Genomic DNA, 24,783 nt, shown 5'->3' with positions numbered 1-24,783 from the left:
AAAAGGGGAGCCATAAAATAATGATTCCCCTTTTATGTATTGTAAAGTATATTAAATTGTTTTTACAATGAAATAACTTTTTTTACCCTTTTGAAGTAATAAAAATTTACCATCAATGAGATCATTTTCATTAGCTGTGTAAACTTCATTTACTTTTTCTTTATTGATAGAGATCGAATTTCCTTTCAATTCCCTCGTCGCCTCACTTTTAGATTTCAAAAAACCTGATTTTTCAGAAAGTAAATCAACGATATTAACTCCCAAAACATCAGCTTTTGCCACTTCTTTTTGTGGAACTCCGTCAAAAACTTCCAAAAAAGTTTCTTCATCAAGACTTACCAGATCTTCTGCGGTAGAACGTCCGAAAAGTATTTCAGAAGCTTTCAACGCTTTTTCATATTCTTCTCTTCCATGAACCCAAACCGTTACTTCTTCAGCTAATCTCTTTTGAAGTTTTCTTTCGTGTGGTGCTGTTTTATGATCTTCAATTAAAGCATCAATCTCTTCTTTACTTAAAAAAGTATAGAATTTAATGAATCTTTCAGCATCACTATCAGTTGCATTCAACCAGAATTGGTAAAATTTATATGGAGAAGTTTTTTTCTTGTCTAACCAATAATTTTCACCGCTTTCAGACTTTCCGAATTTAGAACCGTCAGCTTTCGTGATCAAAGGAACTGTTAATGCAAATGCCTCACCCTGAGCTTTTCTACGGATCAATTCTGTTCCTGTCGTGATATTTCCCCACTGGTCAGAACCTCCCATTTGAAGCTTTACGTTATTATTTTGGTATAAATGAAGGAAATCATATCCCTGAATCAATTGGTAAGTAAATTCCGTGAAACTCATTCCGTCAACACCAGCATCCCCGGAAAGTCTTTTCTTTACAGAATCTTTCGCCATCATGTAATTTACAGTGATGTTTTTCCCAACATTTTTAGCGAAATCTAGGAATGAAATATTTTTCATCCAATCATAGTTGTTCACTAATTCAGCTTGATTCGGCTCATTTCCATCAAAATTCAAAAATCTTGAAAGTTGATTTTTCAAACAATCAACATAATGTAAAAGGGTTGCTTCGTCCAAAAGATTTCTTTCTGCAGATTTCCCTGAAGGATCTCCGATCATCCCTGTAGCACCGCCCACCAAAGCAATCGGCTTATGACCGTGCTGTTGAAAATGTGCTAAAATTTTTATCTGAATAAGACTTCCAATATGCAAAGAATCAGCAGTTGGATCAAAACCAATATATGCAGTAGTTACCTCTTTATTCAGTTGTTCATCGGTTCCGGGCATCATATCGGCAAAAAGACCACGCCATTTTAGTTCTTCTATAAAGGAATTCATTGATTTTTTTCTTTAAAATTTAATGTGCAAAGATAATAAATTCGATGTTAAGTAGATAACCATTGATCGCTTATCATTTATATTTATTAGAAGCTATTTCCAGCTTTTCGCTATATCTTTTTGGTTACGGGCTCCGCTTCGCTCCGCCCGCAACCAAAAAGGATGCTGCTGCAATCTGGGCTAGGGTTGTGGTCGTTCTTTTCAAACAATCTCGTTCATTACAAATTTTGCCATTCTGCAAGAAATGAAATTTGCCTTTTTACCTAAAATAAATTATATTTGTTAGTAATGAACGACGAACAATTATTCCTGCTCATCAACAAAGCCAAGGAAAAAGATCAGAAAGCTCAAACCAAACTCATTAATGTTTTTTGGGTGGATGTTTTCTCTTTTGTGATGAAGAAAGTTGGGGATGAAAATGATGCAGACGAAATTACAGTGAATGTTTTCTCAAAAGTATTGTCGAAGCTAGATCTTTTTGATCCGCATTTTCAGTTTAAAACCTGGATCTTAACGATAGCCCAAAATACAATCATCGATTTTTGGAGAAAAAAATCAAGAGAAAACCAAGATCCGACCGAAAATCTGGATGAAGTAAAAAATCAATATGCAAAGTCTCCAGAAGAGCTAATGATTTCAAATGAAGAGCAAAAAAAGATCATCAAAACCATTGAATCTTTGGATGCTAATTATCAGGATATTATCAAATTAAGATTCTTTGAAGAAAAAAGTATCAAAGAAATCGCAGAAGAATTGGGGATTTCCGTTGCCAACACGAAAGTAAGAGTAATGCGCGCCAAAAAAGTTCTTGCTGAATTATTGAAAAATAATGAGTTTGATGATAATTAATTATTATAAACTTTTAAACGCTCAGTTTGTCATTCAGAGCGGAACAAAATGGAGCGTGGAATCTATATAGTAATTAAAAATAAACAGTTTCTTTCGTTTTAGGAAGTATAATTTTTCTCTGTTCCTCCAAGTTTCTATTTTGAAGATTAATTTTCAATCCTTTTTTAATAAAAATTTCATTTTTAGATTTTCCGTATTCTTGAGTATTCTCGACTTCTTTTTCGAATTTTAATTGTCCGGTTGAAAGGTTAAAATCCACATCCGTCCAATATTCCTCTGGCTTTCCGCTGCTGGAAGAATAACCGATCAGTTCAAAATGTCCGTTCTGAAACCTGTATTTATCAGTATAACCCCATTTCCAACTGCTTCCTCCTGCTTGAGTGATCTCCAAAATTCCCTTTTTTATTTCAGTATTTTGATAAGGATCTCCCATCATTCCGCCGGCATTACTACTCAAAACGGCATTTCTGGACTTCTCCAAAACGTTCCATTTCCCATTATTTTTTTTCAAAATCTGGAGTTCACGGATATTTCCGTAGTCAGTGGTATCTTTTGTATTATAAATAATAACTTTTTCAGGAATATTGTCGCCGTCCAGATCTCCATCAACAGTTTCAATAATCTCTGAACCTTTCGGCTGAAATTCTTTTTGAGCAAAACAAAACGTACTGAAAATAATAGATAGAAAGCAAAATGTAGTCTTCATAGGAAATATTAAGGTTTAAATTTACGAAATTATCTGTTCTATCAATGTCGGTGTTTGATTGTTTCGATAAAAAAATCCTTAACTTTGAACCTTCAATTTGAGAAATAAATGGAAAATTTAGTTCAAGATACTACCGTTCAAAAACCAAAATGGATTCGTGTAAAACTTCCTACCGGAAAAAATTACAGAGAATTGAGAACTTTGGTTGATAAATATAAATTAAACACGATTTGCCAGAGTGGAAGCTGCCCAAATATGGGTGAATGCTGGGGAGAAGGAACAGCAACTTTCATGATCTTAGGAAACATCTGCACGAGAAGTTGTGGATTTTGCGGGGTAAAAACCGGAAAACCAATGGATGTAAACTGGGATGAACCTGAAAAAGTTGCCCGTTCGATCAAATTAATGAAGATCAAACATGCCGTTCTTACGTCTGTTGACCGTGATGATTTGAAAGATATGGGTTCAATTCTTTGGGGTGAAACCGTAAATGCTGTAAGAAGAATTTCTCCGGGAACCACGATGGAAACTTTGATTCCTGATTTTCAAGGGCTAACGAAACACATTGACAGATTAGTTGATGTAGCTCCGGAAGTGATCTCTCACAACATGGAAACCGTAAAACGTTTGACGAGAGAAGTGAGAATTCAGGCGAAATATGAAAGAAGCCTTGAGGTTTTAAGATACTTGAAAGAAGCCGGACAAAGAAGAACCAAAACAGGTATGATGCTTGGTTTAGGAGAAACTAAAGATGAGGTTTTCCAAACAATTGAAGACATCAGAAATGCAAATGTAGACGTAATTACTTTAGGTCAATATTTACAACCAACTAAAAAACATTTACCTGTTAAACAATTCATTACGCCGGAAGAGTTTGATGAATACGGGGATTTTGCAAGAAGTTTAGGTTTCAGACATGTTGAAAGTTCCCCTCTTGTAAGAAGTTCTTACCACGCAGAAAAACATATTCACTAAAAATATAAATCGCTTCGTTTTCGGAGCGATTTATTTTATTGTCATTGCGAGGAGCAAAGCGACGAAGCAATCTCATTAAAAAATTACACATCTAATTTGTCATTCTGACGAAGGAAGAATCTCTATATTAATTTAGATTTTTTACTCCACTTTATTTCGTTCTGAATGACAAAAATTAGCTTTTATCTTTCTCTTTCTTCTGTTGAAATAAATTTAGTAATATTCAAAACCTTTTCCTAATGCAAACATAGGATGACAAATTGAATGTTCTTTGCTGAGTGAAACTCCCTTGCGAACGAAAAAATATTCTCAATCATTAAAAAAACTTTGCGACCTCTGCGTTAAAAAAACACTTAAATCATCCCTTCAACCTTATTCAAATGCTTCTTTTTAAATTCCGAGGGAGTTTCCCCCACATGCTGTTTAAACAATTTGTTAAAATAAGAAAGACTCTCAAAACCCACCTGAAAACAAATTTCTGTGATACAGGAATTTTGGAGCAACAATAATTTCGCCTGATTAATTCTGTAATTATTAACAAAATCGGTGAAAGTCATATTGGTTTGTTTTTTAAAATATCGACAAAAAGCAGGAGTACTCAAGCTTACGATTTGCGCGATTTCGTTGACGTTGGTTTTCTTATCGTAATTTTCATTAATGTAGTCGTAAATAGTTCCCATTCTGATTTTGTCATTTAAAAACCATTTTATTCGGGTGTCTTCATTATTAAGTTCTTTTACTTCATCTGAATTTGCGAGAATGTTTAAAATTTCAATTAAACCAATTAAAGATTCGAAAGAATTTTCATCTTTCATGCGATGAAGTTTTTCGACAACAATTTTTTTCGCTTCACCGCAAAAAGATAATCCGAGATAAGAACGGTCTAAAAGATGTTTGATATTTTCAAATTCAGGAACGGGAAAGATAAGGTCTTGCAGGAAATTTTCGCGCATTTGCAAAACCAGCTGTTTGCATTCTGTTTGTATTTTATAATCAAAATTAAGATGGGGAACATTTGAACCTATTAAAAGCAATTCACTTTCCTTAAAATCAGAAATATTTTTCCCAACATGACGGATTCCGTTTGATGCTTCTACATAAACAAGTTCTATTTCAGGGTGATAATGCCAGAAAAAACAATTTTTCAGGGAGGGTGAAAACAACTTAAAAGATTTTCCGTCTTCAAATGAAATGATCTCTTTCTGGATTTTCATTAGGTTCTGTTTTGATTGATTATGATTTTAAAATTAAATAAAAAGGTTAATACAGAGCAAATTTATATCATTTCAGTTAAAGTATAAAAGATTATTTCTTGCGAATTTTGCATCTTTAAAATATATAAATAATATCGGGATGATTGATAAAAGGATAATTCCACTCGCAATAGGTGGATTGGGAATCGGAACTACAGAGTTTACGGTGATGGGGTTGCTGCCTGATATTGCAAAAACGTTACAAATCACAATTCCGGAAACAGGGCATTTGATTTCTGCTTATGCACTGGGAGTGGTGGTTGGAGCACCAATATTAATAGGCTATTCAGTGAAATTTCCACCTAAAAAAGTATTGATGGCACTGATGGTCATCTTTACAATATTCAATGCTTTATCAGCTATTGCCCCTGATTACACATCGATGTTGATTATCAGATTCTTGTCTGGTCTTCCTCACGGAGCATTTTTCGGAGTGGGAACTGTCGTTGCATCAAGACTTGCCGGAAAAGGGAAAGAGGCATTTTACATATCATTAATGTTTACAGGACTTACGGTGGCCAATCTCGCGATGGTTCCGTTGGTAACTTATATTGGCCATACTTTTCATTGGAGATGGTACTTTGCGATTGTGGCTGTGATTGGTTTGATAGCTTTAGTTTCATTAAAACTTTGGCTTCCTGCGATGGATAAAAATGAAGATACTCATTTCTTAGAAGAACTAAAATTTTTAAAAGGAAAACAGGCTTGGTTGGTATTAATGATTACGGCAATTGGTTTTGGAGGTCTTTTCACTTGGTTCAGTTACATTACACCTTTAATGACTGTTGTTGCAGGAATTCAAAGCAGTCAGATGGCTTACGTAATGATTCTTGCCGGAGCCGGAATGGTTGTCGGGAACTTAGCAGGCGGATTTTTATCAGATAAATTAGGTCCTGAAAAAACCTGTTCATTATTACTTTTCTTAATGATGATCTCGTTGGCAGGTGTATTTTTCCTTTCTGAATATCAAAGTTTAGCTTTAGGCTTAACGTTTATTTGTGGAGCTTTATCAATGTCTGTCGCAGCACCAATTAACATCATGATGATGAAAGCAGCACCAAAAAGTGAAATGATGGCAGCAGCTTTTATGCAGGCAGCTTTTAATATAGCAAATGCGATGGGGGCTTTCTTTGGTGGAATTCCCTTGGAACATGGACTATCATTCAATTATCCTTCACTAGTTGGTGTTGGAATGACGTTGATCGGATTAATCATCAGCATCCGATATATGTACCTATATCGATCATCAAAATCAGAAGAACTCAATGTAGAATGTGTTCCATGTGATAAATAACGAAAAAGAGAAGCAATTTGCTTCTCTTTTTTATTTTGGATTTAATCTTTGAAATATTTTCTGAGTTTCCAAGCCATTTTTTCATGTTCTTGCATCAGTTCGGTTAAAAAGTCGGAAGTTCCGGCGTCTTTGTATTTTTCGTCTGTATCGTCCACAAACTTTCTCAGCGCTCTTACAATTGATTCGTGATCGCTTACCAATTCTTTCAGCATTTCCTGATTGGTAGGGACTTTTCCCGGAGTTTCTTTTAATTGAGATTCGCTTGCAAATTCGGAAGTCGTTCCAATTGCAGTTCCTCCCAACGTGCTGATTCTTTCTGCAACATCATCGATACTTTGAGCAACAGCAGTATATTGTGCTTCAAAAAGTAAATGAAGTTCCATGAAATTATCACCTGATAAATTCCAGTGGAATTTTCTTAATTTAATGTAAAGAATGTTCCCGTCTGCGAGAACGTTATTTAAAATACCATGAATAGCTTTCAGGTTTTTGTCTGTAATACCTAAATTGGGTTTCATATTATTTAATTTTTTAATGAGGGTTGAATATTAAATGAAGGATTTGAATTAAACCTCGACTTCATTACCGTTTTTACACCAATACAAAGCGTTGTATAGATTTTCTTTCGGGAAAGATTTGAATTCGCCGGGCATTAGAACACTGAAGATATCGGTGAAGTTCTGTACACTTTCTTTATCCGTTACAATGGCGGCTCGGTTCCATTTGGTTAGATTTTTTAAGCCTAAAAGCATATCCTGCAACCATGCTCCCGCAGTGAAATTACCAAGATCTGTATCGAGATAGAGGAGATAATTAAGCTCGTCGAATTCTTCAATTTTTTTATTCACATGAGGAATGACAAGATTTTCAAAATCTTCTTTTGTGATTTCGCCCGTGGCGCTGAACGCCGCAACATTTTCCGGAGCTTCTGGAATAATCGTTATCATAGTATATATTTTAGTGTGGTTTGAGATTATGTTAAATAACAATAATTAAACCACAAATATTCAGGAATAGTTAAAAAAGTCATAATTATTGCTATAATTGATTTAAAATATTAATATGGATTTAAAATCTAATGAACCATTTTGGCTTTTAAAGAACGGATTAATGACCTCATATCCATCACTGAAATCTGATGAAGAATGTGATATCTTAATTATAGGAGGCGGAATTACAGGAAGTTTAATTGCCCATCAAATGGTAGAAGATGGCTACAAAACAATTCTTATTGATAAACGTGAAATTTGCAACGGAAGCACTTCAGCAACAACATCCATGTTGCAGTATGAAATAGATGTTCCTCTTTATGAATTGATTGAAAAGATAGGAGAGAAGGGTGCAATTGCAAGTTATAAAGCCTGTTCAGATTCAATTGATAATATTGAAAAACTGACCAAAAAGATTAAATCCAAAGCTGGTTTTAAGCGAAAAAAATCTTTATACTTCGCATCAAAAAAGAAAGATGTTTCTTGGTTAAAAAAAGAATTTGAAGCCCGAAAAGAGGCAGGTTTTGATGTAAAATGGCTTGAATCGGAAGAAATCTTAGATAAATTCGGTTTTGAAAACACTTTTGGAGGCATTGTTTCAAAGCAGGGTGCGAGTATCGATGCTTTTAAATTTGCTCATGAATTATTTGATTTAAATGTGAAAAAAGGATTAAAAATTTTCGATAAAACGGAAATGAAATCGGTTAAATATTCAAAAGGATATAATTTAATTTCCACAACAAATGGACCTCAGATAAAAGCAAAAAAAATCATTTATTGTATTGGTTACGAAAGCAAAGATTTGATTAAAGAAGACTTTGTTGATTTAAAAAGTACCTTCGCTGTCGTTTCTGAAATTGATCATGATAAATTTAAAAATATAACTGACACATTAGTCTGGAATACCGATGAACCTTACATTTACATGCGAACAACCGATGACGGCAGAATGCTGATCGGTGGCGGAGATGAAGATTTTCAAGATCCCCAAAAACGCGATGCTTTACTCGACAAAAAGGAAAAGGAAATTTTAAAAGTTTTAAAGAAAATAAAACCCGATTATCATTTTTACACCGATTTTGTCTGGGCCGGAACTTTCGGAGAAACGAAAGATGGACTTCCATACATTGGCGAACATCCAAAATTTAAAAACTCCTATTTTGTTCTCGGTTTCGGCGGAAATGGAATCACTTTTTCTGTTACTGGAATGGAAATGGCTTCTCAGTTTATGAAAAATAAAAAACATCTTTTGTCCAGATATTTTAAGTTTGGAAGATAAAGTTTCGGGCTTCGGCGAAGCCGAAGCCCGAAACTCCAAAAAAGCTACCTGAATTGGCAGCTTTTCTAACAATCAATTACGAACTATATCCGTTTCTTTTGGCTAATTCAATGATAGATTTCTCAATAGCTTTTCCAAGGTCGTCGGAATCTGTACTTCCGCGTTTTTTCATTTCAGCATCAATAAAATCCTGACGGCTTTTAGATAATTCTTCAATTTCCTTTTGAATTTTATCGCGGACAGCAGATTTTACGGCAACTGCTTTTTTCACTTCTTCTTTGCTTTTTCCCTTTAATTCGGCAGGAAGCTCATCTTCGTTTACGGTTGTAATAAAATTAGCGTCTTTTTCGGCACGGTCAACCAAATCCCAATGCTCATTGTTGTAAGCATTCTTTTTAGATTTTGCTACTGTTCTTTCAACAGCATTCGCAGCGGATTGAACCTCAGCGTTTTTATCCTGAGCGATCTGTTTGGTTTTATACTCCGAACCTCTGCTTCCATAATAAATGTAAGTGTCATTCAGTTTTGCGTTACATTCTGAAATTCTTACATCATAAGGAGTTTCAATGTAGATCACTTTTCTGTCACTGTCGATATTGAAATATTTTCCGTCACCTAAAGAAGCTCCGTTTTGCCAGAACGATTGAATTCCTTCATCCCTGTTTCCACAAAAGATTGTGTTTGTATAGATTTTCTTTGTTTTGGCGGTAGAAATTACTTCTTTATAATTGATTCTTCCCTGATCAAAAGGTTCATTTCCTGCAATATAGATCAACTTCATGCTTTTGTCATTCTTGTCCCAATTCAGATTCATGGATGCATCGCGAATTACAGCTCCGCAATATTCGCTTCCACCATTGGTTCTCAAAGCAAATAATTTTTCTGAAACTAAGTCCAAATCCTGCGTTAAAGGAGTGACCTGTCTGATGTAATTTTCATCTTTCAATCCATCATTTCCGTATTCGTAAAGGGCAATTTCTATCTGTGGAGCCTGTCCGCTGTATTTTAAAGTCGTCAATGTATTTACAATATTCCAAAGTCTGGATTTTGCCTGATCGATCAATCCGTCCATGCTGTTTGAAGTATCCAACAACAAGGCAACCTGAATTTTATTGTCTTTGCTGATAATTGATGGTTTCGGATCTTCATTTTGAACGAAATTTCTTTGCGCTGTAACTGTAGGATTTCTTTTGATACAGCTAACTTGTGAAGGGTTTTGGGCGCTTAAAAAAGCCACTGTTCCTATCGCTAATGTTAAGATTTTTAAAGTTGTCATAATTAATATTTTATGGGGTTATCTGCTGTAATATTGAATTTGCATGTCTTTCGGATATTTCACTTCGTAAGAGAAATTAATTTTATCTGAACCTCCGCTACTTATTTTTCTGTTCCAAAGAATACTTCCGGTTTTTTCATCAAGATTTCCGTCGCCGATCTCTAAAGTTTTCACTAAAATTTTAGAATTTTCGCTGATAGGAAGCTGATCCAGGATTTCGAGTTCAATACTTTCTTTGGTGTTGTTTCGGATACTTATCTGGTAAGATTCTGTTTCCCATTTATTGGTGTTGAAATTCTTTTGAGCGGTTTTATCTTCGAGTTTTATCCTTTTTACATTAATTCTTTCATCTACGCCAAGAGAAATCGGGAATTCATCTTTCACATAATTGCTTGTAATATTGGTTTTTCCGATATAATTGTCTTCGAAATAAATATTTGCTTCACCGGAAATAAGGTTGAGGTTCTGCCAGTTTTTAATAAAAGCCATTAGGAAGACCTGGTTATTCAACTTAGGAACCACGTGATATTTATAAGTCGCATCAATTTCTTTTTTGTCGAGAATTACATATTGCTCTTTTTCCTGACTTACAATGGTTTGACTGTATTTCAATTCATACATCACATTCATTTGATTATCAGAAACAGTTGCCACAGGAATTTGACTTGGTTGTGCAACGTCATCTCTCATCTGATAAGAATTGACTTCCGCAGATACCTTTTTCATTTTATAATCAGCAACTTCCGTTTGTGGATTGTATGCCTTGTATTCAGCAACATAAAGCGGAGATAAAATAGGTCTGTTTTGATTATACGAAGGTCTGTAGGTCGAAACAAAAAGCTTTACATTGTTCCAATCCTGTCCGGTTTTCTGGTAGATTTTTCCTTTATAAACCATTTCCAGCGGTTTTTTTGTAGACTCAGCTCTCAAATCATAAGAAGGAATCCAGCCTGCGTTGGAAACGATATAACTTATACCTAAATTCAAATTCGTATCGTTATCTGCTAAAATTTCAAGTAAAAGTTCTTTTTTATTGGTGTTTTTATGAGTCTGTTCTTCTGTAAACTGTTGGTTGATCTTTGCAATACTTTCATCTAAAACAGTTTTTGTTCGTTCAGAAGAAATACCTGATTGTCTATCTCAAGCATTCTTTTTCTGTAAAATTCAGTGAGCTTGATAAGCTGTTCCTGAGGTGTCACTTTATTGCTATCTGAAATCTTTAAATTATCCTTAATAATATTCTGTTCACCCGATAAGTTTGAAATCTGAATATTTAAAAGACTAACCTGTCTCTGCAGTTTTTTTCTTTCAGTTTCTAATTTTTTCTCACCCTCAGATAACTCATCATTTTTTAAGAAATTACTTTGTGGAGTGATGGAAAGAAGGGTTGTGTTTTTTTCAAGGTTTATTTTATAGGTATTTTCATCAATATCGTTCGGAAGGTTGATAATTTTCACCATATTTCTTCCTTTCTGTAAACTGACATTGGTGCTTCCGAAAACTTTTGCGCCCTGCAAAAATATGGTTGCCTGTTTTACATCAATCTCCTTTTTTATTTCCTGAGCTTTTAAAAGTGAAATTGAAAAAATAAGTAGTATTAAATAGCGTTTCATAGTTTATTATTTTAAATTCCTACCGTAAAATTATCTGAATTAAAAGCCGAAAATTTGAAGACTTGGTGAAATGGCATTTTCGCTTGGTGAACTTTGCAATTGAATAAAAAAAGAAAGACAGCCCTTTCGGACTGTCCCTTAAATCTGTTAATTAAAGAATCTCATATCTGGTTTTGATGCTGTATTTCAGCTTGATATTTTCAATGTTATCGAAAGAATAATCTACTCCTGCGTCGGCAGCTTCCATTTGTACATTGGCCATTCTGCTTTTGTAGGCTACAGGAAGAACTGAATCGCTCATATAATCTTCAACTTCTACGATCTCAAGCGGAGTTCCTGTCTTTTTACCGATGCTTTCCAATAAGTAATCTGCTTTTTCTTTCGCGGCTTTCAACGCATTTATTTTAACCGTCTTTCTGAAATCTGCAATTTTTGTATTCTTGATTTCTGCGATATTCAGATTGCTTACCCATTTTTGGTTCAGGTCTTCAAAAAGCTTACTCACATTGGTTTTTGCATTTACTTTAAACTGAAAACTTTTCGTAAACTTCGTTGTTTTAGAGTAAAGATTTTGATACATCGATTTGAATTTGATGTCTTCATTTTTCACTCCATCATTTTTCAACGTTTCAAATAAAAGCTTTTCGTTGTCGGCTAGCTGATTTTTATTGTCAGCTTTGATGCCGATGTTAAAGATGATCTCATCCGGTTCTACTTCCATTTCAGCAACTCCCGTTACTTCGATTGCGTTTTTCTTAATTTCCTGCGCATTGATCAGACTTCCAAATGTTAGTAATCCGATCATTAAAAAATGTCCTAATTTCATAATTTCTTGTTTTAAATTTTAAACTTCTAGAGTAAAATTAGGCACATTTAAAGCGTGAAATCGGAAGACTTGGTGAAATTACGTTTTCACTTGGTAGAAGATTTATTGAGGATTATTGATGTTTAAATCTTTCATTTCTCCGGTTGGAGTAATCAAAATATATGATTTGTTTTCCTTCTGGGTTTTTTTCTCTTTTGAAATAACCATTTTAATTTCATACATCACCTGAATTACAGGTTCTAAGATTGTAGGATTAATGACAAAATCAAATTCCTTGTCAAGAATAGGCTGATAATAAAGTGTTGTCGTTTTAGTAGCCTGATTAACATTAGCTAACCTTGAAAGTGCTAAAGTAGAACTATTATAAGCCTCATAAGATTTGTACATTTCTGTGGGAAGAGAAGTTTTAAAACCGTCGTTGATGCTTTTGGTTGTGTTAGTAAAAGTTTCTCCAAGTATCGTTTCATAGTTTTTAACCTTCTCCTGAAGAGCAGTTCTTGCTTTGTTCATCAATTCCTTTTTCACGGTTTCCAGACTGCTTGCAAAATAATCTACTCTTACAAGATCATAAATTTCATTTTTAGAAAGAATGGTAATGATATCGTTGAGCTGTGAAGGATTTGTAAATTGGATATGAAGATTTTTCTTTAATTCAAATCCACCCGGAACCTCATTGTATGTTTTTCTGCTGAAAATCTTTTTTTCAACAGTATAATTATAAACAGGAACAAACGAAACCATATCAATATAAGTTTCTATTGTTTTGTTTATTTTTATTTGAGAAAGGGCTGTATTAAGGCGTTTATCCATTAATTCATTCACTTCTTCCGAAGTTTCTCCTACCTGCGTAAGGCTGAAAATAGCGACATACTTTTCTGCTTTTACATTGGCAAGTCCTTTAATATTAATGAAGATTTCATTATTTGAAGGGATGGCAACTGCAATATTATTATCAACATAACGAACTTGATTTTGATAATTAATATTCCCTGAAACTTGCGAAAATGTAAATTGAAATAATAAAGCCGAAGCAAAACATAAAATGTTTTTCATAATGATTAAGTTTAAATTATGCCACAAACTTAATCACGGAATCATTGTTGAAAGTTGGAGAAAGGGTAACCAACGGCTTTCACTTGGTGAATCAAAAAAAGACAGCTTATGAGAACTGTCTTTTAGTATTTTAAGAGAAAAAAAATTACTGAATAAAATAAACTTTTACAATTTTATCGTTTTTAATTTCATAGATCGCGGTTGCTTCCATTCTTTTATTTCCCATCCCAGAAACGCTTTCTTTATCGATCACAAAATTCCCGTTGATGATTCTGTTTTTAACTTCACAGTGCAGATCAGGAAGTCTTTTAAACATTGCGTCATAATCTTTTCTCATGGCTTCTTTTCCTTTGCTCAGCAATGTATTTGGGAAACTGTACAATTCTACGTCTTCAGAATATGGCTCCAGAAAAGCATCAATATTTCTTGCGTTGTAGCCGTTTACCTGTTGCTGAACAAGGCTTTCGGGAGTTGTTTTTACTATATTTTGAGGAACGACTTCGCCATTTTTCAGGACAAGATCAATTTTAGTAAGATTATCAAGGTTTTCAATAGGGTTTGAATTTAATAAAACCAAATCGGCAATTTTTCCTGCTGAAACACTTCCCGAAGTTTTTTCTTTATTAAATATTCTGGTCGGATTAATCGTTGCCGATTGTAAAATCTGCCAGTTACTTAAACCACTTTCCTTCATTGCTTTCAGTTCATCAATAAATGATGTGGCATGCTGAGTTCCGATATTTCCTGCATCTGTGCCTGCTGCAATGGTAACACCTCCAGCAATTAGCTTCTTCAGATTTGCGGTTCTTATAGCAGATATTTTGTCCAAATAAGCCGTCATCTGAGGAGAATTTGACCGTTTTTTCGTTTTCTGTATCATCACAGAATCTTCCGAATATGCCAAATGCTTCAGGTCATAAATAGAACCTATAGCCTCCGGATTAGAGTTTTCCAATTCATAGGTACTGTAATTGGGATTTTGCCCGAATGTTTTTGTATAGTTATTTGAAACAATCAAAGTTGGGCTTAAAACAGTGTTTTTCGATTTTAATAATTTCACAAAATCATCAGGAACGATTTCGTCTTCTATATCATGAACCAAAAAATCGGCACCATTTTGTATCGCAATCTGTGCTGTGATTCTCTCAGTTGCGTGTACAGCGACTTTTAAATTATTTTTATGAGCTTCATCAATAATTGCTTTTACAATGGGCTCATGTTTTTTCGCTTCTGCCTCCATTGCTGCTCCGTCTGCAAGTACGATATACCAAATTTTAATGAAGTCAGGTTTATATTGAAGCTGTTCCTGAACATATTTTTTTGCATCTTCAACAGACATTGTTAGCTTAAAAGGCTCATTTTTATCAAGATTTTTAAACTCATCCGGTTCATAAGTTGTTAAAAGCGGGCCGGTCATATAAACTGAGGGTAAATTCGGTTTATTGACGAGTGAATTTTTAAGATTCAAAAAATTATAACTAGCTCCTGCATCAATTACAGACGTTATCCCGCTCTTAAGATAGCGTTGCAGAAGATCTTCCATATTATTATGCGCCCAGTTGATCTCTTTGTCGTAGGAATGGTATTTTCTCAAATCAATTGCGTCAGGTCTTGTATATAAACCTCCGCTTTGAAAGAAATGTACATGAGAATCCGTCATTCCAGGAATTAAAAATTTACCTTCTCCGTTAATGATTTTTGCTCCATTTTGAATTTTAATATTCTTTGCAGGTTTAATATCAGAAATTAAATTCTTATTGATAAGAACTGTTTGATTCGGAATTAGTTTTTGGCTTAAAACATCCACAACCGTCACATTCTGAATATAAGTCTGTGAGTGAAATGTGCTTATTACAAAAATAGAAAGCAGTATCTGAAATTTTTTTTTCATAATTATTTTGAATTTTCATGAAGTGTATTCTACAAATATAATAAAAGCTGTATGTTTTGCTCTCAAAAAATGGGTAGATCTTAACTATGAAAATTTCAAAAAAATGATCTATCTGTTTGTCAGAATAATAGATTTGCCATTTGGAGTAATCAACTTTTTTTCCTCAGAAAATAATTGAGTGCTTATAACAATTTCATTTTTACTTTGAGAAATTTTATAAATATTTGAGCTAAACAATGCATCATTACTGAAATGCTCGAACAATTTAGTAGAATCTGATTGATGAACCGAATAAAAATCAACCTTATATTTGTTGATTCCTAAGTGGTAAAATTTATAGATAATTTGCTCGTTGAGGTCGCTCGAAATCACTTTTGTTTCAATAAATTTATTTTGTTCAAGAAATGAACAACTTTGGAGAAACAAAATAGACAGAAAGGAGAAAATGAAGATTTTTTTCATGGTAATCGGGTGTATTACAAATGTAAGGAAAGCAGATCCTGTTAATGTTAACTCAGTTTCAATTTTATTTTACTAAATGACTTTATATCAGATTTTTAATGATGAAAACTTGGTGAGTGGCCAATTTCACTTGGTGAATAGTTTTTGAGCAAACTATATATATGTATATCTTTGTTTTATGAAAATGCTTCAACTTTTTGTACTTCTTTTTTTAATCTGCTTTGGGAATAAAATGTATTCTCAAACCACGAATGTTGCGCAGGAAGTTGTGACTGAAAGTAAAAAGCTTAAAAAAGCAGTTGATAATAAAGACATCTCTGCACAAGCAGATTCTTACTACAATATTGGGGAATCATTTTTCAATAATGGAAATTTTGCTAAAGGTGAAGAATATTTTATTAAATCTAAAAATATCTACGAACAGCTTAACGATAAGCCCAACATCGAAAAAGTAACCCGGAAACTGGCTCAGTCACAGGAAAAACAAAATAAAATTACTCCTGCGATCAGTAATTATAGCCGTGCTGCGGAAGTTAATTATTCATCAAAAAGTAAAGCGGTTAATTCTAATGATGCGGCAAGACTTTCTGCTCCTTCGCAGGACATGAAAGCCGAAGCAATTCAGAATAATATTGATCTTAGCCAAAAAGCGAATGAAAAAGAAGATCTCGCGGCGAGTTACAGCCAAATGGCAGACGTCAATATTCAGCAAAAAGATATTCCAAGAGCGGAGGAAAATTTGAATAATGCCTATCAGGTTTCTAAAAAAGGGGCACCTCAGCAAGCATTGGAAATTAATCAGAAACTGACCAAATTTTACGTTGAAAATAAAAATTTCGACAAAGCAATTGAAGCGAAAAAGAAAGTATTGAAAGAAGATTTCGTTCAAGATAATTCTCAGGAAAAAGTCAATCAAATTCAGGAATTAGCAGATATTTATATCAAAAAAGATGATACGGATGAAGCTATCAAATTATTAAAGAAAGCCTACGAAATCGCTTTGGAAAAAGGCCATACTTTGGAAGCTCAGAAGAGCGTAAAAAGGCTTGACAGTCTTTATAATACTTCAAATAATACGGATGCTTCCGTTCAATTGTACAGAGATTTTCTTGGAAAATTGCCTGATCTAGTTTCTAAAGACCGAAGTTTGGTAGATAATAAAGTTCTGGAAGATACCGAACAGAGAATTTCTCAATTAGAAAAGGAAAGAGAACTAAAAGATGAGTTAATTCGCAAGAAAAATGTCTTTAATTATAGTCTGATCGGAGTTTTAATTTTGTTGACAGTATTGATAGTTTTTATTTTTAGAACATTAAAAAAAGTTCAGATCAAAAATAAGAAAATCGCGTTGCAGTCGCTTCGTAGAGAGATGAATCCACACTTTATTTTTAACAGTTTAAATAGTGTAAATCATTTCATTGCAATGAATAATGAATTGGAAGCCAACCAATATTTAACCAAATTTTCAAAACTAATGCGTGGCGTGATGGAAAATTCTACGGAAGATTTTATTCCGTTTCAGCAGGAATTGGATTTGCTTCAAAACTATCTCGCATTGGAAAAAACTCGGTTTTCAGACAAATTTGATTATGAAATTGAGTTTGATGAAAATCTGAATATGCACAGTCTTCAGGTTCCCGGAATGCTGGTTCAACCATTTTTAGAAAATGCGATCTGGCACGGATTACGTTACAGGATCACCAAAGGATTTTTAAAATTGAGTTTCGAAAAGGACGATCAAAACCTAAAAATCATCATTGAAGACAACGGAATCGGAATTGAAGAAAGCAAAAAGCAAAAGACGGAACACCAAAAAAACAGAGAGGGTCGCGGAATGAAAAATACGCTTGAAAGAATCACTTTGTTGAATGATTTATACAATCGCGATATTCAATGTAAAATCACAGATAAAAAAACTGAGCCGGGAGTTTTGGTGGAAGTGAGTTATAAATTGTGAAAAAGTGAATAGTCAATTGTAAGCGTTCAACATTTAGCTAATTCCTAAACCCTAACCCCTCCTAATTTTTATTTCCTAAACCCTAAAAATATGAAAATAAAAGCCATCATCGTAGACGACGAGCTTATCGCAAGAGAAGTTTTGAGAAACTACATCACAAAGTATTGTCCGCAGGTTGAGATTTTAGGTGAAGCGGAAAATATAAAAGAAGCAGTTCCTTTGATTGCTGAAAAACAACCTCAGCTGGTTTTTTTAGATGTAGAAATGCCTTTCGGAAATGCTTTTGATGTGTTGGAAGCTACAAAACAATTTTCCTACGAAACGATCTTCATTACAGCATTTTCTCAATATTCTTTGCAGGCATTGAACAAGTCTGCGAGTTACTATATTTTAAAGCCAATTGATATTCAAGAACTCATTGTAGCGGTGAATAAAGTCGCAGAAAATATCGAAAATAAAGATGAGCTTAACCGTAATAAGATTCTTCTTGAAAATTTAAAATTGAAACCCGAAAAACAACAATTGATACTTCCCACATTACAAGGCTTTGATGTTGTAAAAACGGAAGATATTGTCAGGCTTCAGGCAGATGGAAATTTCACACAGGTATATCTTACGGATGGTTCTAAAAAGATGGTCTGCAGATTTCTAAAGCATTTTGATGATTTGCTGGAAAATCCTTTTGTAAGAGTTCACCGTTCCCATATTATCAACACCAATTTTGTGAAATCATACCATAAAAGCGGAACAGCAACGCTTTCCGATAGTACAGAAATTGAGGTTTCCGGAAGTTTTAAAGATAACTTTTTAAAGGTTTTTTCTTAAAGCTAAAAGCCATTTGTCATTAGCCAATAGCAATTTCAGGCATTATTTTTGAAGCTTCATAATAACCACGAAATTTATATTATTATGAAAAATATTCAGAAAATTGCCATTCCCGTCTCGTTGGGGATTTTGGGTTTTATTATTCTTAATTCATGTTCAACAGGAATTCCTAAAGGCGCAACAGCAGTTACTCATTTTAATGCAGAAAAATATTTAGGAAAGTGGTATGAAATTGCCCGTTTCGATTACAGGTTCGAGAAGAATATGGATAATGTTACCGCTACTTATTCTCAAAATCCAAATGGCACAATCCGAGTAGATAATAAAGGCTACGATTACATCAAAAAAGAATGGAAAGAATCAATTGGTGAAGCCAAATTTGTAAAAGATAAAACTGAAGCTCGATTAAAAGTATCATTTTTTAAACCAATTTGGGCTGGATATAACGTAATTGATATTGATGAAAATTATCAATATGCATTGATTGTTGGAAGCAGTTTAAAATATATCTGGATTCTATCCCGAACCAAAGAAATTCCCGAAAGTATAAAACAACGTTTTCTGGAAAAAGCTAAGAAAATTGGTTACAATACGGATGAATTAATCTGGGTAAAACATGATTAACAGTCATTGCGAGGAGCGAAGCGACGAAGCAATCTCTTAATAATCTTAACAACTTAAATAAATCCTAATGTTTCAAATTTTTAACCATTAAGTTTTATTAAGAGTTTAAGAAAAGTTAAGTTTAACTCTGTTTAAGTGAGATTGCTTCGTCGCTTTGCTCCTCGCAATGACAAAAAAATTAATTCAAATTTTTATACTCCTTCCATTCCTCAAAACGATGATCGATGGCAAGTTTCATCAAATCATAATTCTCAAAGGTATCTTCAATGTGATAGAATGTTTCATATTCGTAATCACTTTCTTCGGCTTTGCTGTCAAAAATATTAATATAATCTGTGGCAAAAGAACTGAATTTATCGGCAAAATCTGTTTCATCCACATAATAATCTTTTGCAAAGCTATTTCCAAGATCATTAAGCTCGTGTTCGGTGAATTTTCCGTCACATACTTCGAGAAGAAATTCTGCTCCGGTAATCTCTCTTCTTTTTAAATTTTCAATTTCATCTTTGAAATCTTCTTTCATTTCTTCAGAATGCAAGTTGTTGTGAATGCACCAGTTCAGAAACATTCCTGTATGCGTTGCGCCGTTCTTCGAAGGAAGCCCTTCAGGAAAATCTCCTCCATAATGCCATGAAGCATCATCATATTTAGACATAATTTTTAATTATAGTTTTAAACAGTTCAAACCAAAGATATAAAAAATCGTTTTCTTTTGTTCACTACACAGAATTTTCCGTCATTTGTAGCAGAATTTTTTTCAAGAATTAAAATATGGAAAAAGCTGTTCTTATTACTATTGGAGACGAGATCCTTTCGGGAAATACCGTTGATACCAATTCTAATTTTATTGCTACTGAACTTAAAAATATAGGCGTACAAGTCTCACAAATTTTCACTATTTCAGATGAAATTGAAACCATTAAAAAGACCTTAAAAGAGGCGTTTAAAATAGGGGATTTGATCATTACAACAGGTGGTTTAGGTCCAACCAGAGATGACAAAACCAAAAAAGCGCTTGCTGAATTTTTCAATGATGAAATTGCATTGGATGAGGTTACTTTTGAGCATTTGAGATCGTATATGGAAAAACGTGGCCGACTGGAAATTCTGGAAAGAAACCGCGAACAGGCCTTTGTTCCTACAAAATCTACGGTTTTTCAAAATAACTTTGGGACGGCACCTTGCATGATGATGGAGCAGGACGGGAAATTATGTTTCAGTCTTCCGGGCGTTCCTTACGAAGTAAAACCTTTGATTAAAGATCAGATTGTTTCTTATTTGAAGGAAAAATATAGCCTTAATTATATCACCACAAGAATTATTTCCGTTGTTGGAATTCCTGAAAGTATTTTGGCAGATACGATTGAAAATTGGGAACTTTCTTTACCTGAAAACTTAGCGTTATCCTATCTTCCGATCGGAACAAGAGTAAAGTTAAGACTGACCGCTACAGGGGAAAATGAAGCTTATTTAAAACAACAATTAGAAGAAGAGATTCAAAAACTGCTTCCATTAATCAAAGATAATGTGATCGCAACAACAGAGGATAAAATTGAAAAGATTCTTGGCGAACTTTTAATTGAAAGAAAATTAACAATTTCAACGGCTGAAAGCTGTACCGGAGGAGAATTAGCTAAAATGATCACTTCAAATTCAGGAAGTTCAAAATATTTTCTGGGTGGAATTATTCCGTATGCCACAGAAAAGAAAATTGAGATTTTAAAGGTTAAAAAAGAAACGGTTGAAGAATTCACTGTTGTAAGTGAACAAGTCGCTCAGGAAATGGCAAAAGGTTGTCAGATTTTATTTGACACCAATATTTCACTGTCCACAACCGGAGTTGCAGGCCCCGGAAAAGGAGAGGATGGGAAAGATATTGGAACCGTTTTCTATTCTATCAGGATGAATGATAAAGAACATAGTTCAAAATTATACATGCCACATCTGGAAAGGTCGGATTTTATGAATTTTGTATCACAGAAAATTCTACAGGATTTGGTGGGAATACTTATAAATGAGTAAGAACCAATTAATTTTTAATTTTTTTTTAATTAAATTTTATACACTTTTTCACGCTTTTTGACATTGAATCCGAAAATGTAAGAAAGTGGAAGAATCAAACCAAATTTTTCAAACCAATAACAAGAAACGGTGGAGAAATGTGCAGTGGGGAACCCGTATTTTTATCTTCATTGCCATACTGCTGTTTTCGGCGTTAGGGGTGATGATGAAATTGGATAAAAGTCCGAAAATTCCTTTCAAAGAAGATTATAAATCTATTATTACAGCGGCTAAACCGTATCTTCAGGAAAATAAAATATCGAAAGAGTATAAAGGATTCAGAAGTTTTATTTCAGAAAAAACAATTCATACCAGTCTTTCAAAAATTGAAAAAGCAAGAGCCGAAAGACTTAAAAATCAGAACAGAAGTTGGTCACAATTTCCCGGAGGAATTCGTTCTGCGTTCTATGTAGCGTGGGATCCGCAGTCTTTGATGTCTTTAAAGAGAAATATTAAACATATCAATTTAGTTTTTCCGGAATGGTTTTTCTTAGATCCTAAAACGGGAGATTTAAAAACGAATGTAGATCCAGAAGGTTACAAAATTATTAAAAGAACAGGTGTTGCAGCAATGCCGATTTTAAGTAATAACTCTGATCGTGAATTCCGCTCCGAAGGATTGGGAAAAGTCCTTAAAAGTCCACAGCTTAGAACTAAACTTATTCAAAAACTTGCGCAACAATGCGTTAAGTTTCATTTCAAAGGAATCAATATTGACTTTGAAGATATGAATCTGGATTCTGATGAGTTTCTTATTGATTTTATGCAGGAACTTTCATTGACTTTCAAGCAGAATAATCTGTTGGTCGCAATGGATGTAATGACGGATAATGATGATTATAATATCGAAAAGCTAAATCCTTACGTAGATTATTTCGTATTGATGGCTTATGATGAATATTCTTCCGACAGCGATGCCGGACCTATTTCTTCTCAAAAATGGATCGAAGCACAAACCGGAAAAATTTTAAAGAAAACAACTCCTAATAAAGTTATTTTAGGGCTTGGAGCTTATGGATATGACTGGAGTACCAACAAGGATGACAACACTTCTGTTACCTACATGCAGGCCATCACAAAAGCGCATGCCAGCAAGTCTTATATCAATTTTAATGATGATACTTTTAACTTAAACTATTCTTATACCGACTCTAATAAAAACGTACATACCGTATTTTTTAACGATGCGACTTCTATTTTCAATACGATGCGTTTTTCTTCTGAATATCCGCTGGCCGGAACCGCAATCTGGAGACTCGGAAGTGAAGACAGCAGACTTTGGAATTTCTATGATAAAGACCTTTCTTCAGCAGGAATGCAGAAATTTAGTTTTAAAACGTTGGAAAATGTGAAAGGACAAACCATGGTCGATTATATCGGAGACGGTGAAGTTCTGGATGTTTTAAATACACCACATGACGGAAAAATTTCATTGGAAGTTGATCCTAAAGAAAAAATCATTACCGATGAAAATTATGTGACTTATCCAAGTTCTTACGAGGTTAAAAAATATGGAAGCGCTCCGCAGAAAGAGCTTGTTCTGACCTTTGATGACGGGCCAGATGAGACTTATACACCGCAGGTTTTAGATGTTTTATCAAAATACCATGTTCCCGCAACTTTCTTCTTAATAGGATTAAATGCAGAAAGAAACCTTCCGCTTGTAAAAAGAATCTACAGAGAGGGTCACGAGATCGGAAATCACACATTTACACACGAGAACGTTGCGAAAGTAAGCCCTCAAAGAGCATTATTGGAATTAAAACTGACAAGATTGTTGATAGAATGTATCACGGGACACAGCACGATTTTATTCAGAGCGCCTTATAATGCCGATTCAGAGCCGACGACTTCTGAGGAGATCATTCCTGTGGCGTTGGCAAGACAGCAGAATTATTTAGATATCGGAGAAAGTATAGATCCGGAAGATTGGCAACCTGGAGTAAAAGCCGATCAAATCGTACAACGTGTATTGGCGGGAATTAAACAGGAGAGAGGAAATATCATTCTGCTTCATGATGCGGGCGGAGATACAAGAGAAGAGACGATAAAGGCGCTTAAAATTTTGATTCCGATGCTTCAAAAACAGGGATATCATTTTACCAATCTTTCAAGTATTTTACATAAAAGTAAAAGCGAATTAATGCCTGAAGTTCCTAAAACGAGATCGTATTACGTAATGCAGCTTAATTTGGTGTTGGCAACGGTGATTTATGGAATCAGTCATTTTCTGGTAGCACTTTTCACTATTTTCATCGGATTAGGATTGATCAGATTATTGCTGATGGCATATTGGGCTATCAAAGAACGAAAAAAAGAGAAAAAACTAGGGGATTTTCCTGTTTTAGAATCTTATCCAAAGGTTTCCATTATCGTTCCTGCTTACAATGAAGAGGTGAATATTGTTTCTTCATTAAAAAATTTATTAAAACAAACCTATCCCAATTTTGATATCATCATGGTGGATGATGGAAGTAAAGATCTGACATATGAAAAAGCAAGTTCAGAGTTTTCCAATCATCCAAAATTAAAAATATTCAGCAAGGCTAATGGCGGAAAAGCAACTGCTTTAAATTTCGGAATTTCTCAAACCGACGCTGAATATGTAGTCTGCATAGATGCTGATACGAAGCTTGAACAAGACGCTGTAAAACATCTTATCGGAAGATTTTTAAATGCAGATCCAGAAGAGAAAATCGCTGCCGTAGCTGGAAATGTGAAAGTAGGAAATCAGGTAAATTGGCTAACAAAATGGCAGGCTATAGAATACACAACCAGTCAGAATTTTGATAGATTGGCATATGCTAATATTAATGCAATTACCGTAATTCCGGGAGCAATTGGAGCGTTTAGAAAAGCCGTAATTCATGAAGTTGGAGGATATTCATCAGATACCTTGGCAGAAGATTGCGATATAACAGTGAAGATTTTAAGAGAAGGTTACACTGTTGCTAATGAAAACAGAGCAGTTGCTGTAACGGAAGCTCCGGAAACCGTGAAACAGTTTTTAAAACAACGTTTTCGCTGGACATACGGAATTATGCAGATGTTCTGGAAACAGAGACAGACCTTTTTAAATCCGAAATATAAAGGACTAGGACTTTGGGCAATGCCGAATATTTTATTGTTTCAGTATATTATTCCGTTTTTCTCGCCGCTTGCCGATGTTATTATGTTTTTTGGAATCTTATCAGGAAACGGAGAAAAAATATTCAGTTATTATTTACTGTTTCTTTTGGTAGATGCATCTTTGGCGATCATTGCTTTTATGATGCAGAGAGAGAAATTGGTGAATTTACTGTATGTTATTCCACAAAGATTCGGTTACAGATGGTTGATGTATATTGTGTTATTCAGAAGCTTAAGAAGAGCTTTGAAGGGCGAAATGCAGTCTTGGGGCTTTCTAAAGAGAACAGGGAATGTTAAAGAAATTACAACTTCATGATATTTTTTTAAATTTGTTCAAATAAAAGTAACAAATAATTAAAAGAACATACATATTG

22 protein-coding genes are annotated in these 24,783 nt (G+C 34.2%); 9 read left to right on the top strand and 13 right to left on the bottom strand.

Annotated elements, in window-relative coordinates; all coding sequences use genetic code 11:
• Positions 1-51: 51 nt before the first annotated feature.
• Complete coding sequence (gene tyrS / locus SB689_RS20405; protein WP_410693924.1) at positions 52-1,347, bottom strand: tyrosine--tRNA ligase; 1,296 nt, start codon at positions 1,345-1,347, stop codon at positions 52-54.
• 288 nt (positions 1,348-1,635) lie between these two features.
• On the opposite strand from tyrS, the gene SB689_RS20400 reads away from it, so the two are divergent.
• On the top strand, positions 1,636-2,196 hold the full coding sequence (locus SB689_RS20400) for an RNA polymerase sigma factor (RefSeq protein ID WP_066750970.1): 561 nt from the start codon (positions 1,636-1,638) through the stop codon (positions 2,194-2,196).
• A gap of 73 nt (positions 2,197-2,269) precedes the next feature.
• On the opposite strand, the gene SB689_RS20395 is transcribed toward SB689_RS20400, so the two are convergent.
• Positions 2,270-2,902, bottom strand: coding sequence for a hypothetical protein (locus SB689_RS20395; protein WP_410693923.1), 633 nt, complete (start codon positions 2,900-2,902; stop codon positions 2,270-2,272).
• A gap of 108 nt (positions 2,903-3,010) precedes the next feature.
• Here SB689_RS20395 and lipA point away from each other — a divergent pair, with 108 nt between their 5' ends.
• A complete protein-coding gene (lipA, locus tag SB689_RS20390; RefSeq protein WP_072412527.1) occupies positions 3,011-3,877 on the top strand; it encodes a lipoyl synthase in 867 nt (288 codons plus the stop codon).
• A gap of 353 nt (positions 3,878-4,230) precedes the next feature.
• On the opposite strand, the gene SB689_RS20385 is transcribed toward lipA, so the two are convergent.
• Complete coding sequence (locus SB689_RS20385) at positions 4,231-5,091, bottom strand: AraC family transcriptional regulator (RefSeq protein ID WP_410693922.1); 861 nt, start codon at positions 5,089-5,091, stop codon at positions 4,231-4,233.
• Positions 5,092-5,230: 139 nt separating this feature from the next.
• Between SB689_RS20385 and SB689_RS20380 the strand changes: the two genes are divergently transcribed.
• Complete coding sequence (locus SB689_RS20380) at positions 5,231-6,424, top strand: MFS transporter (protein ID WP_410693921.1); 1,194 nt, start codon at positions 5,231-5,233, stop codon at positions 6,422-6,424.
• 41 nt (positions 6,425-6,465) lie between these two features.
• Here SB689_RS20380 and SB689_RS20375 read toward each other — a convergent pair whose 3' ends face one another.
• Positions 6,466-6,942, bottom strand: a complete 477-nt coding sequence (locus SB689_RS20375; RefSeq protein WP_410693919.1) for a Dps family protein — start codon at positions 6,940-6,942, stop codon at positions 6,466-6,468.
• 48 nt (positions 6,943-6,990) lie between these two features.
• Positions 6,991-7,371: an STAS/SEC14 domain-containing protein gene (locus SB689_RS20370; RefSeq protein ID WP_410693918.1), complete on the bottom strand. Its 381-nt coding sequence runs from the start codon at positions 7,369-7,371 to the stop codon at positions 6,991-6,993.
• Between the two features lie 115 nt (positions 7,372-7,486).
• Between SB689_RS20370 and SB689_RS20365 the strand changes: the two genes are divergently transcribed.
• On the top strand, positions 7,487-8,692 hold the full coding sequence (locus SB689_RS20365) for an NAD(P)/FAD-dependent oxidoreductase (protein WP_410693917.1): 1,206 nt from the start codon (positions 7,487-7,489) through the stop codon (positions 8,690-8,692).
• 76 nt (positions 8,693-8,768) lie between these two features.
• Here SB689_RS20365 and SB689_RS20360 read toward each other — a convergent pair whose 3' ends face one another.
• The 7 genes from SB689_RS20360 to SB689_RS20330 form a co-directional block, all read right to left on the bottom strand.
• Complete coding sequence (locus SB689_RS20360) at positions 8,769-9,968, bottom strand: VWA domain-containing protein (RefSeq protein ID WP_410693916.1); 1,200 nt, start codon at positions 9,966-9,968, stop codon at positions 8,769-8,771.
• Between the two features lie 18 nt (positions 9,969-9,986).
• The gene (locus SB689_RS20355) at positions 9,987-11,045 is read right to left on the bottom strand and encodes a DUF4139 domain-containing protein (protein ID WP_410693940.1); all 1,059 of its coding nucleotides are present in this window, start codon (positions 11,043-11,045) and stop codon (positions 9,987-9,989) included.
• A gap of 17 nt (positions 11,046-11,062) precedes the next feature.
• Positions 11,063-11,581, bottom strand: coding sequence for a DUF4140 domain-containing protein (locus SB689_RS20350; RefSeq protein WP_410693915.1), 519 nt, complete (start codon positions 11,579-11,581; stop codon positions 11,063-11,065).
• 151 nt (positions 11,582-11,732) lie between these two features.
• A complete protein-coding gene (locus SB689_RS20345) occupies positions 11,733-12,407 on the bottom strand; it encodes an SIMPL domain-containing protein (RefSeq protein ID WP_410693914.1) in 675 nt (224 codons plus the stop codon).
• 102 nt (positions 12,408-12,509) lie between these two features.
• Positions 12,510-13,460, bottom strand: a complete 951-nt coding sequence (locus SB689_RS20340) for an SIMPL domain-containing protein (RefSeq protein WP_410693912.1) — start codon at positions 13,458-13,460, stop codon at positions 12,510-12,512.
• A 145-nt stretch (positions 13,461-13,605) separates the two neighbouring features.
• Positions 13,606-15,351: an amidohydrolase family protein gene (locus SB689_RS20335; RefSeq protein ID WP_410693911.1), complete on the bottom strand. Its 1,746-nt coding sequence runs from the start codon at positions 15,349-15,351 to the stop codon at positions 13,606-13,608.
• Between the two features lie 108 nt (positions 15,352-15,459).
• Positions 15,460-15,813 carry a hypothetical protein gene (locus tag SB689_RS20330; protein WP_410693910.1) on the bottom strand — a complete coding sequence of 118 codons (354 nt, stop codon included), beginning with the start codon at positions 15,811-15,813 and terminating at the stop codon, positions 15,460-15,462.
• Positions 15,814-16,045: 232 nt separating this feature from the next.
• Here SB689_RS20330 and SB689_RS20325 point away from each other — a divergent pair, with 232 nt between their 5' ends.
• The 3 genes from SB689_RS20325 to SB689_RS20315 all read left to right on the top strand — a co-directional run bounded on the left by SB689_RS20325 (position 16,046) and on the right by SB689_RS20315 (position 19,219).
• Positions 16,046-17,770, top strand: coding sequence for a histidine kinase (locus tag SB689_RS20325; RefSeq protein WP_410693909.1), 1,725 nt, complete (start codon positions 16,046-16,048; stop codon positions 17,768-17,770).
• A gap of 90 nt (positions 17,771-17,860) precedes the next feature.
• Complete coding sequence (locus SB689_RS20320) at positions 17,861-18,595, top strand: LytR/AlgR family response regulator transcription factor (RefSeq protein ID WP_410693908.1); 735 nt, start codon at positions 17,861-17,863, stop codon at positions 18,593-18,595.
• Positions 18,596-18,679: 84 nt separating this feature from the next.
• The gene (locus SB689_RS20315) at positions 18,680-19,219 is read left to right on the top strand and encodes a lipocalin family protein (protein WP_410693907.1); all 540 of its coding nucleotides are present in this window, start codon (positions 18,680-18,682) and stop codon (positions 19,217-19,219) included.
• A gap of 178 nt (positions 19,220-19,397) precedes the next feature.
• Here SB689_RS20315 and SB689_RS20310 read toward each other — a convergent pair whose 3' ends face one another.
• A complete protein-coding gene (locus SB689_RS20310; RefSeq protein WP_410693906.1) occupies positions 19,398-19,874 on the bottom strand; it encodes a hypothetical protein in 477 nt (158 codons plus the stop codon).
• A 116-nt stretch (positions 19,875-19,990) separates the two neighbouring features.
• On the opposite strand from SB689_RS20310, the gene SB689_RS20305 reads away from it, so the two are divergent.
• Together SB689_RS20305 and SB689_RS20300 are read left to right on the top strand one after the other, a co-directional pair.
• Positions 19,991-21,241: a CinA family nicotinamide mononucleotide deamidase-related protein gene (locus SB689_RS20305; RefSeq protein WP_410693904.1), complete on the top strand. Its 1,251-nt coding sequence runs from the start codon at positions 19,991-19,993 to the stop codon at positions 21,239-21,241.
• Positions 21,242-21,326: 85 nt separating this feature from the next.
• Positions 21,327-24,725, top strand: a complete 3,399-nt coding sequence (locus SB689_RS20300; protein ID WP_410693903.1) for a polysaccharide deacetylase family protein — start codon at positions 21,327-21,329, stop codon at positions 24,723-24,725.
• Positions 24,726-24,783: the final 58 nt, after the last annotated feature.

It is taken from the genome of Chryseobacterium sp. SIMBA_038 (assembly GCF_046535115.1).
GTDB lineage: Bacteria > Bacteroidota > Bacteroidia > Flavobacteriales > Weeksellaceae > Chryseobacterium.
The sequence above is the reverse complement of the archived record's forward strand: the minus strand, read 5'-3'. Positions and strand labels throughout refer to the sequence as shown.

Coding starts and splice junctions, on each gene's coding strand:
- SB689_RS20345 (WP_410693914.1), bottom strand. CDS start 12,407: ATGAAATTAGGACATTTTTTAATGATCGGATTACTAACATTTGGAAGT.
- SB689_RS20335 (WP_410693911.1), bottom strand. CDS start 15,351: ATGAAAAAAAAATTTCAGATACTGCTTTCTATTTTTGTAATAAGCACA.
- SB689_RS20330 (WP_410693910.1), bottom strand. CDS start 15,813: ATGAAAAAAATCTTCATTTTCTCCTTTCTGTCTATTTTGTTTCTCCAA.
- SB689_RS20370 (WP_410693918.1), bottom strand. CDS start 7,371: ATGATAACGATTATTCCAGAAGCTCCGGAAAATGTTGCGGCGTTCAGC.
- SB689_RS20340 (WP_410693912.1), bottom strand. CDS start 13,460: ATGAAAAACATTTTATGTTTTGCTTCGGCTTTATTATTTCAATTTACA.
- SB689_RS20400 (WP_066750970.1), top strand. CDS start 1,636: ATGAACGACGAACAATTATTCCTGCTCATCAACAAAGCCAAGGAAAAA.
- lipA (WP_072412527.1), top strand. CDS start 3,011: ATGGAAAATTTAGTTCAAGATACTACCGTTCAAAAACCAAAATGGATT.
- SB689_RS20325 (WP_410693909.1), top strand. CDS start 16,046: ATGTATTCTCAAACCACGAATGTTGCGCAGGAAGTTGTGACTGAAAGT.
- SB689_RS20365 (WP_410693917.1), top strand. CDS start 7,487: ATGGATTTAAAATCTAATGAACCATTTTGGCTTTTAAAGAACGGATTA.
- SB689_RS20305 (WP_410693904.1), top strand. CDS start 19,991: ATGGAAAAAGCTGTTCTTATTACTATTGGAGACGAGATCCTTTCGGGA.
- SB689_RS20360 (WP_410693916.1), bottom strand. CDS start 9,968: ATGACAACTTTAAAAATCTTAACATTAGCGATAGGAACAGTGGCTTTT.
- SB689_RS20380 (WP_410693921.1), top strand. CDS start 5,231: ATGATTGATAAAAGGATAATTCCACTCGCAATAGGTGGATTGGGAATC.
- tyrS (WP_410693924.1), bottom strand. CDS start 1,347: ATGAATTCCTTTATAGAAGAACTAAAATGGCGTGGTCTTTTTGCCGAT.
- SB689_RS20310 (WP_410693906.1), bottom strand. CDS start 19,874: ATGTCTAAATATGATGATGCTTCATGGCATTATGGAGGAGATTTTCCT.
- SB689_RS20375 (WP_410693919.1), bottom strand. CDS start 6,942: ATGAAACCCAATTTAGGTATTACAGACAAAAACCTGAAAGCTATTCAT.
- SB689_RS20395 (WP_410693923.1), bottom strand. CDS start 2,902: ATGAAGACTACATTTTGCTTTCTATCTATTATTTTCAGTACGTTTTGT.
- SB689_RS20315 (WP_410693907.1), top strand. CDS start 18,680: ATGAAAAATATTCAGAAAATTGCCATTCCCGTCTCGTTGGGGATTTTG.
- SB689_RS20350 (WP_410693915.1), bottom strand. CDS start 11,581: ATGAAACGCTATTTAATACTACTTATTTTTTCAATTTCACTTTTAAAA.
- SB689_RS20320 (WP_410693908.1), top strand. CDS start 17,861: ATGAAAATAAAAGCCATCATCGTAGACGACGAGCTTATCGCAAGAGAA.
- SB689_RS20385 (WP_410693922.1), bottom strand. CDS start 5,091: ATGAAAATCCAGAAAGAGATCATTTCATTTGAAGACGGAAAATCTTTT.